Origin of the sequence: Methanospirillum hungatei (assembly GCF_020216685.1) — an archaeon.
Taxonomy (GTDB): domain Archaea; phylum Halobacteriota; class Methanomicrobia; order Methanomicrobiales; family Methanospirillaceae; genus Methanospirillum; species Methanospirillum hungatei_B.
On record NZ_JAIWNS010000063.1, the window covers coordinates 1 to 10,000 of the forward strand.

12 protein-coding genes are annotated in these 10,000 nt (G+C 50.5%); 6 read left to right on the forward strand and 6 right to left on the reverse strand.

All coding sequences use genetic code 11. From position 1 onward, the window contains the following. The 5 genes from LDL35_RS03535 to LDL35_RS03555 all read right to left on the reverse strand — a co-directional run. A partial coding sequence (locus tag LDL35_RS03535; protein ID WP_304019550.1) for an NADH-quinone oxidoreductase subunit C occupies positions 1-1,454 on the reverse strand: 1,454 nt, incomplete at its 3' end. Continuing rightward, positions 1,451-2,920 (reverse strand): proton-conducting transporter membrane subunit, encoded by a 1,470-nt coding sequence (locus LDL35_RS03540; protein ID WP_304019552.1) that lies wholly within the window; start codon positions 2,918-2,920, stop codon positions 1,451-1,453. The genes LDL35_RS03535 and LDL35_RS03540, both read right to left, overlap by 4 nt. Further along, complete coding sequence (locus LDL35_RS03545) at positions 2,917-3,609, reverse strand: hydrogenase subunit (RefSeq protein ID WP_304019554.1); 693 nt, start codon at positions 3,607-3,609, stop codon at positions 2,917-2,919. The genes LDL35_RS03540 and LDL35_RS03545 overlap by 4 nt, the downstream gene beginning before the upstream one ends. Further along, the gene (locus tag LDL35_RS03550; protein WP_304019556.1) at positions 3,606-4,547 is read right to left on the reverse strand and encodes a respiratory chain complex I subunit 1 family protein; all 942 of its coding nucleotides are present in this window, start codon (positions 4,545-4,547) and stop codon (positions 3,606-3,608) included. Before LDL35_RS03550 ends, LDL35_RS03545 begins: the two co-directional genes overlap by 4 nt. Next, a complete protein-coding gene (locus LDL35_RS03555; RefSeq protein ID WP_304019558.1) occupies positions 4,544-6,475 on the reverse strand; it encodes a proton-conducting transporter membrane subunit in 1,932 nt (643 codons plus the stop codon). Before LDL35_RS03555 ends, LDL35_RS03550 begins: the two co-directional genes overlap by 4 nt. A gap of 181 nt (positions 6,476-6,656) precedes the next feature. Between LDL35_RS03555 and LDL35_RS03560 the strand changes: the two genes are divergently transcribed. After that, a complete protein-coding gene (locus LDL35_RS03560) occupies positions 6,657-7,064 on the forward strand; it encodes an SLOG family protein (protein ID WP_304019560.1) in 408 nt (135 codons plus the stop codon). 77 nt (positions 7,065-7,141) lie between these two features. On the opposite strand, the gene LDL35_RS03565 is transcribed toward LDL35_RS03560, so the two are convergent. Continuing rightward, on the reverse strand, positions 7,142-7,756 hold the full coding sequence (locus LDL35_RS03565; protein ID WP_304019562.1) for a carbonic anhydrase: 615 nt from the start codon (positions 7,754-7,756) through the stop codon (positions 7,142-7,144). A 132-nt stretch (positions 7,757-7,888) separates the two neighbouring features. On the opposite strand from LDL35_RS03565, the gene LDL35_RS03570 reads away from it, so the two are divergent. The 5 genes from LDL35_RS03570 to LDL35_RS03590 are packed head-to-tail and all read left to right on the forward strand — an operon-like array spanning position 7,889 to position 9,946. After that, a complete protein-coding gene (locus LDL35_RS03570; RefSeq protein ID WP_304019564.1) occupies positions 7,889-8,701 on the forward strand; it encodes a hypothetical protein in 813 nt (270 codons plus the stop codon). Positions 8,702-8,703: 2 nt separating this feature from the next. Next, entirely contained in the window at positions 8,704-9,081 is a 378-nt protein-coding gene (locus LDL35_RS03575) for a hypothetical protein (protein ID WP_011448810.1), read from the forward strand. Between the two features lie 9 nt (positions 9,082-9,090). Then, on the forward strand, positions 9,091-9,387 hold the full coding sequence (locus tag LDL35_RS03580; protein ID WP_304019567.1) for a hypothetical protein: 297 nt from the start codon (positions 9,091-9,093) through the stop codon (positions 9,385-9,387). Further along, complete coding sequence (locus LDL35_RS03585) at positions 9,384-9,605, forward strand: hypothetical protein (RefSeq protein WP_304019569.1); 222 nt, start codon at positions 9,384-9,386, stop codon at positions 9,603-9,605. The genes LDL35_RS03580 and LDL35_RS03585 overlap by 4 nt, the downstream gene beginning before the upstream one ends. Beyond that, positions 9,602-9,946, forward strand: a complete 345-nt coding sequence (locus LDL35_RS03590) for a hypothetical protein (RefSeq protein WP_011448813.1) — start codon at positions 9,602-9,604, stop codon at positions 9,944-9,946. The genes LDL35_RS03585 and LDL35_RS03590 overlap by 4 nt, the downstream gene beginning before the upstream one ends. The last annotated feature ends 54 nt before the right edge of the window (positions 9,947-10,000 follow it).

Here is a 10,000-nt window from a genome sequence, read left to right on the forward strand (position 1 = left end):
AACGACGCGGTGGACAGGGCAAACCGGTCAATAGAGCCATCACATATCCTGACATAACAGAGATTTCGTCCTCGGGGGGATTCAACGGCTGCAAGGGCATCTCCATCACAGACCTCAAACTCTGCCTGAACCGGCCCTTTTGGTATCTGCCTGACGAGTTCGGTAATGTACGCAAGGGATGCCAGGACCTCATCACCCTTCAGGGCAAACCGTCCCAGGACATCACCGGTCATCCGGGTGAGCGGAGGAATGGGATGAGTTTCGTACAGGCCATAGGGATGATCTGACCTGACATCAAGTGCCCGGCCGCTCGCCCGTGCCACCGGCCCGGATAGTGCCAGAGGATCGATGAGTGGCTCCCGCACCACCCCGGTTGTGGAGAACCGGTCAATAACAGACGGGACAGAGAGGACCCAGGACAGGATGCCCTCAAGATCAACCCTGACCTTCATGAGCGTATCCGTCACCTCAACCAGCAGATCATCGGATATGTCATGGCTGATACCGCCGATACCGATAATCCCTTTCAGGAACCGTGAACCGGTCAGGCGTTCACAAACCCGCTGCACCGTCTCGCGGAGAATGAGAAGCCGGCTTGCTGCCGTGGAAAACGCAACATCGGTGACCATACCGGCCAGATCTGAGAGCAGTGACCAGGATCGTTCAAGCTCGAGGAAATACGCCCGGAGCCAGACTGCACGGGGCGGGACCTGTATTGATAAGATCTGTTCAACTGCCATCGCATAGCAGCAGGCATTGGCAACCGACTCATCTCCGCTCACTGACTCTGCAATGCTCACACCCTGTTCAGGACTGCACCCCTCAGCACGTTTCTCAATACCCCGGTGCAGGTATCCAAGACGAATCTCAAGGTTTAAAATGTCCTCCCCAATCACCGAGAACCGGAAATGCCCTGGCTCGATGATCCCTGCATGGACCGGTCCGACCGGAACCTGATACACCCCTGTCCCTTCCATGGTCCTGAATTCATAGGGAGCCGTATGGTCCGACGCCGTGATGGGGGTGATGGGGGCATTCTTGATACTCTTTTTTAATGGATAAAACCCGTCAGGATATGCTTCATGTAGGAAGAGTCTGCGGGTATCAGGAGAGCCGGCAAACTGAAGACCAAATCCATCAGTGATCGCCCGTTCAAACCTGCTCGCAGCAGGATAGATCTCCACAAGTGACTCAGGCATTCGGGTATTGAGGACCAGGACAAGATATTTCCTCATCTCTGTGAGCTCAAAGACATACCTTAGCACAAAGGAACCATCTTTCGCTTCTCTTTCGCAGAATATCCAGACCAAACGGGACTCAAGAGCCAGAAGTGTCTCTGCAACCGCTCTGATACGCTCATCAGGCACTGCATAGGAGATGGTTGTCATATCTTCCCCTATCAGCCATTCGGCCGGGAGGGAGAGGGCTGAATAATGTGCATGTACACCGGTCATAGCTGCACCCCAAATCCCAGATCAGCAACCGCCGCAGCAAGGAAGGCTTCCTCCCCAGGTATCATCACGGTCCCAATCATGATTGAAAGGAGGAGAAGCAGAACAATGGGAACTTTCATGGAGAGAGGCGCCGTATAGGGCACCGGACCTTCCCCGGCCGGGAACCTGACCGCCATCACCGGCAGGTAAAACCGGAGCAGGGCAACTCCTGCACAGGCAAACAAGAGAAGGACTATTGCCGGAATCCATACTGAGATCGCTGCAGCTGCCAGAAGTATCCCCACCTTTGAGAGAAAGAGCGGGAAGAGAGGCATTCCGATAAGAGCTGCACACCCTGCCATCACGGTTACCGCCGCAAAGGGCTGAAGCAGCAGGAGGTCTCCGATCTCGTCCTCACCGGTCCGTGTCGGAACCTTATACTGGCGGTGGAGGATACCGGCGGAGAAGAACAGACCTGCTTTGATGCAGGAATGCGAGAGCATATGAAAGAGTGCCCAGAATAGTGCCACCGGGCTTCCGATACCAATGCCAAGCAAGATGAACCCCATATTCTCAATGGATGAGAAGGCGATAAGCGTCTTAAGCTTCTTCTGCCTGAGCATCGAGAGACAGGCGACCGAGATAGTAATCATGGCAAAGACGATCAGGAGAACTGATACCTGCCCGAACACCCCTGTCTCCTTCATGATCCCGGTCATCCGGAGGATTCCATACATCCCGATATTGAGTATTGCACCGGACAGAACCGCACTTACCGCTGAAGGAGCCTTGGCATGAGCCAGAGGAAGCCAGGTATGAAATGGCACAATGCCTGATTTTGCTGCAAACCCGATAAAGAAGAAGACAAAGGCGATAAAGACCATGCCGCTGTCCAGACCGGCTGCTTCATCCACAATCTCTGTCCACAGAAGACTTCCGACACCGGTCTTATTCCTGACCGCCTCAAAGAGGAAGATGATCCCGATGAATGAGAAGAGCATCGAGGTTGAACAGATGAAGATGTACTTCAGCGATGCATCAATCGTTGCCCTGAGTGCAAGGATTGCAATGAGCACTGCAGAGAGAACGGTCGTCAGTTCTGCACAGATCCAGAACAGGGCAATATTGGGGGTGAAGATTGCCATGGTTGTAGCGGCAAGCAGGAATGAGAATCCGAAATAAAATATCCGAAGACTTCTCTTCTCCAGATCCCCTGACCTGACCAGCCCGTCAATATATCCAACAGCATACAGAGCTGCTGCAGCAAAGATGATGCTGGTTGTGAGCATCACAAAAAGACTCATGTGATCGATGAGGAAGAACGGGGAATCGTCCCAGATCCCAGGAGATACGATAAAATACAGCGTTATTATGAGGGAAATAACCGGATGGATAACGCCAAGAAGGCTGAGTGACCGGTGTGTCCGGAGCAGCAGCTGCAAAAGAAGAATCACCATTGCAACCACCGGGTAGAGGACTGCTATCATGCTATCCCTCCCTCTTCAGACAGCAGATGAAACTCCTCCAACCGGCTTTTATACTCCTCAATGGATGAGTCTATGCCGACGGTCATGATGGATGTCAGGAGCACCAGGATGATGAGATCGATGACGATGACAAACTCGATGAAGAACGGCAGTTCAGTGACGAATAAACCAAAGGCAAGAACCCCGTTCTCCATCGAGAGATAGCCGATGACCTTGGATATCGCCATCCTCCGAATGCACACCGCTAAAAGTCCCATCAGGACGAGGGATACCCCGATGACCGAGCCTAAGAAGAACAGGCTGCTTGCTGCATAGAGTTTCTCAAGTATCTGTGCAAACGTGATATAGACCAGCAGAATGATGAGGATGCTGAGCATAAGGGCACCAGGAGGCCGGAGATAGGAGAATTTCAGATCCTGCTGAATATGTATCCGCTCCTGAATGAGCCTGATACATGCCGGAATCCCCCATACCTTGGATACCACTGTGAGGGCAGCGACCAGGAGGAGGATGGTATGTTCTTCAAGTACGACAAGGCCAAGAGCAATCAGAACCAGCAGGAAAGACTGGAACTGATATGTCCTGACCAGATTTTTAAGACTTCTTGATGAGAGGAGAAATCCCCCTGACACCAGAACCAGTATCAGGCATATCCTGATCCATACCGGTGCCACGTCGTTGAGTATCACAGCATCACCTCGATGAATATCGTAAGAATTGAAAAGAAAAATGCAATCATGAAGAGATTTGGGATCTGGAAGAACCGCATCTTTGCATAGGCAGATTCAAAAAGCCCGATGATGACGCAGAGTACCGTCCCTTTCAGGAGGAACAACACTCCCCCAAGTATCAGGGCTCCGACTGACAACTCAAGAGCAATCCCTGCCGGGACTATGATATTGAGGAGAATTGCCATAAGAAGGGTCTGTTTCACCGCATGGGAGAGTTCAAAGAGGGCAAGATTTCGGCCTGATGTGTCAAGCAGCATCCCCTCATGAACCATGGTAAGCTCTAGATGAGTCTCCGGGTTGTCCACCGGAACCCGCCCTGTTTCCACAATGATCAGGATAAAGAGCGGTACTGAGAGGAGAAGAACCGTCGGGTTGTATGCAGGGAAGATCGTTGTCGCCGTTCTGAATATGTCGTGAATTGAAAAACTGCCCGTCACATATACCAACGCTGCAAACACGACCACAGTCACCGGTTCGATGATGGCAGACAGGCTCATCTCCCGTGAACTGCCCATTCCACCAAAGGTGCTTGCCGCATCAAGACCAAGCAGGGCTATGAGCAGCCGGCCGGCGACGAGAAGATAGAGGAATACGATGATATTGGCGGTGACCAGCTCCTGCTCAGGTATCCAGAAGAGCGGGACCATTATGGCTGCAACCAGAAGTATTGACAGAGCAGCATACGGAGCAATCCGGGAGATACACCCTGCATACTCTGAATACAGCGTCTCTTTTCTGAAGAGCTTTGCAAGATTATAGTATCCTTGCAGAAGATGCGGGCCTTGTCTGCCCTGCACCCGTGCCTTTACCTTCTTTATGACCATCATGAAGAATGGCGATATCACAAGGACAAACGCAACATTCAGAAGGGCGAAGATGAATGATTCTCCAATCATGCCGACCACCCGAGGATGAGAATCAGCAGAATCACGGTGCAGAAGACATAGAGGACAAACCGGTCGATATCCCCGTTCTGAAGGGCTGCGACAAGGGATGCATACCGGTCTATCCTTCGTGCAGCCGGCAGGTAGAGGCATTCCTCAAAAAATTTCATGAGATGGATACTTCCGGTTCCTGTTCTGAACAGACACTGGTGCTCATCAAGGTATTCCCGTGTTACGCATATCCGGGTCCGGTACACCGGGGCAAAAAACCTGACCACAGGCTCGGTAAACCCTGAACCGGTATACTCCATCTTGCTTGAGGGAGCTCTCATCCCACAGTCCCATGTCCGGGTTATCCGGGTTTTTCGTGAAGCATACGACCAGACCGCCACATACACCAGGACACTCGTCCCGAGGAGGAGGAGAAAGAGTACCAAAAGATCAGGGAGCAGTCCTGGATACCCAAGGAACGAGAAGATCTGACCTGAGAAGATACCAAGACCTGCACTCATCAGAGCCAGAACAGCCGGTCCTGCATACATCGGCCAGGGGACCTCCCGTGCATGATATGCCCCCTCCGACCGGGGGAGTGCGAGAAAGGTCAGCCCGACTGCTTTCACAAAGGTTGTGACGGTCAGTGCCCCGGTCAGGCTGAAGAGGGAGAGCACAACCACCATGACGATCTGCAAAAGCGGGGAGAGTTCTGACAGACCACCGATAAGGGACATAATTATCAGAAACTCACCAATAAATCCGCTAAAGGGAGGGATTGATACGATGGACAGGACACCGATGAAGAAAAGTCCGCCGGTCCAGGGCATCCTGACAAGGATTCCACCCATCTCATCAATATTCCTGGTCCCTGCAGCCTGGCAGACCGACCCTGCGGTCAGGAATAACAGCCCCTTGAACAACCCATGACTGATGGCATGAAAGACTGCCCCTGCGATCGCCATCAAAGCAAGGGCCGGGGATCCGAATACTGTGAAGAGAACCCAAAGACCAGTCCCTATCAGAATAATCCCCGTATTATCAATGGATGAGTAGGCGAGCAGGCCCTTTATATCCTGTTCCTTTAAGGCATACATCACCCCAAGCACCGCCGAAAGGCACCCGAATGCCAGGATAAGAAATCCCCATGCAGCGTTTGGAGCATAGAATCCGGTTACCACCCGGAGCAGGGCATACAGAGCCGTGCTTATCATCATCCCGGACATCAGGGCCGAAACCGGCGATGGTGCGGCAGGATGCGCATGGGGAAGCCATTTATGAAACGGAATGACCCCTGATTTGATAGCAATACCAAAAAACAGGCAGAGGAACGAGAGGGATATGAGAGGATCGGATCCGGACAGATGAGAGGGATACTCCCAAGACCCGGTACTCACACACATCAATAGTATCCCCAGGAAAACAAATACCGTTGAGATCTGAGTCATTGCCAGGTAAAAGAGGGAGGCATACCGTGTTTTCTCCTCCTCAAACTCCGTCAGGACCAGGAAGAAGGAGAGGATAGCCATGAGTTCCCAGAATACCAGGAATGCAATGGTTGTTCCTGCCAGGATGACGAGCAGCATACTCAGCAAAAACAAGGGGATGAACCCTGACACCACATATCTTCGCCGGTTTCCATGCATCCGGTCAAGATATCCGGGTGTGTAGAGTGCAACCGCAAGACTCAGCATCCCAAGCAGGATACAAAACAGCGCAGACAGGCGATCAATACCGATGCATATCGGAAATGTTACCCATTCGCCCTGAAAGAGAATGGTCTTTGCAGATGACACCAGAAGACAGGGGAGTGAGAAGAGCGTGAGCAGAATACCGCCACCGCCCATGATTATCGAAGAAACTGACCATATTCGTTTTTTTCGGATGCACAGAGGGATGACCCCTGAAAGAGCATAGAGGAGTACGATGAAAAGAAATATTTCAGACATAAAACCACGTCGGGGTTCGTTCTATAATGCAGATGTAAGAATAAATTCAGGGACGATACGTATGATCGAACCGGAATTACAGATTAGAAGGAAATAGACGATAAAGGTTTCCTGCATATCAGGACTTCAGAGAACAAACCTAAAGAAAGCATATATATGACAGATTTTAATTATTAAGGGCATGAAAAAATTAATCATCTCCGGTCCACGCACATGCCGGAAATTTACCACGGTTTCTAATGAAATCGCGAAATATATCAAAGAAATCAATGGTGTTGACGAGATTATCACCGGCGGTTCTACTGGTGTCGACCTCATCGCAAAGGAGTTTGCGGAACAGAATAAAATCGCATACAAAGAGTTTGCACCGAATTGGCAGGACGATTTGAATGCCGCAGGCCTGGTCAGAGACGCGCGGATGGCAGAGTACGGGACTCATCTCCTGGTCCTCTCCAACGGAGCCTCAAAAGAATCCAGAAACCTGATTGCAGAAGCAAAAAAGAATAACCTCACCATCAAGACCATTGGATACGTAGAAGAGATGCTCATCGAGATGAAACAGCCGGTCATGAATCCGACTGCCATCTAACCTTTTTTTTTAATACATTCTCTACCCTTTCATACCAATACAAAAAAGTTCGGGTTAAACCCGTAATACCATTCTGTCTATTCTCCCTTCAAAGGTCTGCCAGGATCGACAACCTCAAGCTGTGCGGTTGACATCCGGTAATAGAGTCCGACCACCCTGAGCTTTCCTGCATCTTCGGCGTCCTTGACCACGCTGTAGGTGCGGAGATGTGCAAGCTGGAGTTTCACATTCTCAATCTCAAGTTCTGACTGCCATTTCCTGGCCTCTTCAGGATCAGAGGGTTTTTCTCCCTTCTTTTCAACGGCATCCAGGGCCGTATGGGCATGTCTAAGCCATCCGGGGATCAGAACATCATCACCACTCTTCTTTTCGGCCAGTGCTTTCATGGCACCACACTCTTCATGACCGCACACAACCAGCGTGTTTATCTTCAGATGGCGAATCCCGTACTCCAGAAATGTCCCGACATTCCAGTCTCCGGGGGGGACGATATTCCCAATGTTCCGGTGGACAAAGATCTCTCCTGGCTTTGCATGACAGGTGATCTCTGGTGCGACTCTTGAGTCACAGCACCCGATCATCATGACATGCGGGTTCTGCCCCTTGAGAAGGGCTTTGTAATACTCAATATTCTCTGCGTATTCATTCTCTACGAAGGTCTGATTCCCTTCCATTAACTTTTCAATTCCCATGTTATCTCCCAGGGTCCTTATCACATAAGGATTACAGATCGTGAACTGAAGAGCCAATATACATTACGATTTAATCTGGAGACCGGGTGATAAACCGAAAGATTGAAAAAGGTTATTACCTGATTAAACCACATGGAGGAAGCAACCCTGCAGGCAGTGAAACGGGCAATGCCCGGTCACGGAAGAGCCCGCATTCATGAAAAACTCCTTTCATTCCTCGGTGTCGAGGATCAGTCAGAGGTGGAAGTGAGCACAGATGCAGGGGCAACCCTTACTCTGACCATCTTTGCAGATGCCATGGTAGACGAGGGAACGATACGAATCAGCGGAGAGGATCTGAAAAAGCTCAATATTCCGGATGGCGGGAAGGTCCATGTAACCAGGAAGATTCCGCTTGAGGAGAGAATTCGGACTGCCGCTGAATCCGCTGCCGACCAGATACGGGGAGGAGCACAGGAGATCGGATCAAAACTCTCTGAAACTGCAGACAAATTACAGAAGGGAGCAGCAGATACCGCAGGACAGATCAGCACAAAAGCAAAGGAAATAACTGAAAAGGTGAAAGAGGACACAAAACCCATCGGAGAAAAAGTCAGCAAAGCAGCAAAGAGTTCGGCAGATGCCATCAGGGACAAGATACCCATCGGAAAACTCAGCCCGGAGATTGAGAAGGGATTATCTGCCATAAGTCAGGAGGAGGCAAAGGCGATCAGAAGTGCCCTGACCGGCATAGAGGGCGTCAGCGCGGCAGTCCCGGTACGGTTTGCAGCAGGCCGATCCCTTGGCAACCTCACAATACCGCCGGAAATTACACTCGTAACCGTCCAGCGGAAAGATAAGGTCCTGGGACTTGACAGAGACATCATCCTGAAAGAGAATGATATTGTATATTTCTCCGGACCTTCTGACGCCGTCGGATTTGTTACCAGAATGCTGGAGGGATAAGCTTGGAGATCTCCTTTTCCCAGGATGGTCTTATAGGAATTGCAGTCCTTCTTGTCATCGTTATCATGATATACCTGATCATCAGGGAGATCAGACTGATGCGGACCAATACCAGGAAACTGGAGCTGGAACTGGAACGCGATAAGCTCCAGATATTAAAACAGGATACCGCAGCTTCAGTCCAGCCGGCCTTACGACTGACAACAGATCAGATATCAGCACTCAAAGAGATTGAAGAATCGAACATCGCCCTTGAAACCGAGATCTTCATGAAACAGAAGACTATCGAGGGCAGACTCAAGCGTCTTGAAAATTATGTCAAGCGTGAAAAACTTGACCTGATGCTGGACCGGATTGATTCAGAGGAAAAAAAGATTTAGGTGAGAGGAATGTTTGAAACATCTGGGAGCACACGAAAATTCTTTGATAACCTGAGCAGTTTTGAAACACTCGCCGCATCTCAGGTCCCTACCTTTGACCGGACACTGGACTCCTACTTTGATCGGAATTTTGAAGCCATTGTCGAAGAATGGGGTCTTATCACCGAGGCAGACCTGCATGAATATGCACGGCGGCTTGAATTTCTCAGCTATGAAGTCGGACGACTCTATGCCATGAAAGAATTATTCAAAAGCCGGGCAGACTCCATTGAAAAGGCCATAGAGGAGCTGGAGGCGAAGAAATGACCATGGATAAGTACCTGAACGCCTATCTTGACCGGCGGATGAAACTCATCATTGACGACTGGCAGCTTGCAACGACCGCTGACATCAGGGAACTATCACAACGGTTCAGACAGGTCAAACAGGAGGCGGAGAGTCTGAAATCTTTTGAGCGTGAATCAAAGGATCGGATGGACCGAATGGAAGAGCGGATACGCACCCTCAGGAGCCGGATAAAATGACACTCATTGAGATACTCCTGATCATCCTCATCGTTCTCATCATCCTCTTCCTGCTGTTCTGGTTCTTCCAGGGAACCACCGGGAGAATATCCCTTCGCAGACCGGTTGAAAGCAGGGTGGATGAGTACCTGGACCGGCGGTTTGCCCAGCTTGTTGAAGACTATGGTGTTATCCGCAGACCAAAACTGAACCGGTTCAAGGAAGAACGGGGATCTGCTCTTGAGAATGATGCACAAAAGATCGCCGAGCTGAAACAGTTTGAAAGTGAGTTCTCACAAAACCTCTCTCTGCTTGAGGCACGACTTGATGCACTGGAAAGATCATTTGATTCGAAGAAGTAAGGACACACAATCATCAGGGGGCATGTTTCAGGCTCTTAAAAACCAGGTATCCCG

Coding starts and splice junctions, on each gene's coding strand:
- LDL35_RS03580 (WP_304019567.1), top strand. CDS start 9,091: ATGTTTGAAACATCTGGGAGCACACGAAAATTCTTTGATAACCTGAGC.
- LDL35_RS03555 (WP_304019558.1), bottom strand. CDS start 6,475: ATGTCTGAAATATTTCTTTTCATCGTACTCCTCTATGCTCTTTCAGGG.
- LDL35_RS03540 (WP_304019552.1), bottom strand. CDS start 2,920: ATGATAGCAGTCCTCTACCCGGTGGTTGCAATGGTGATTCTTCTTTTG.
- LDL35_RS03570 (WP_304019564.1), top strand. CDS start 7,889: ATGGAGGAAGCAACCCTGCAGGCAGTGAAACGGGCAATGCCCGGTCAC.
- LDL35_RS03585 (WP_304019569.1), top strand. CDS start 9,384: ATGACCATGGATAAGTACCTGAACGCCTATCTTGACCGGCGGATGAAA.
- LDL35_RS03560 (WP_304019560.1), top strand. CDS start 6,657: ATGAAAAAATTAATCATCTCCGGTCCACGCACATGCCGGAAATTTACC.
- LDL35_RS03590 (WP_011448813.1), top strand. CDS start 9,602: ATGACACTCATTGAGATACTCCTGATCATCCTCATCGTTCTCATCATC.
- LDL35_RS03565 (WP_304019562.1), bottom strand. CDS start 7,756: ATGGGAATTGAAAAGTTAATGGAAGGGAATCAGACCTTCGTAGAGAAT.
- LDL35_RS03550 (WP_304019556.1), bottom strand. CDS start 4,547: ATGATTGGAGAATCATTCATCTTCGCCCTTCTGAATGTTGCGTTTGTC.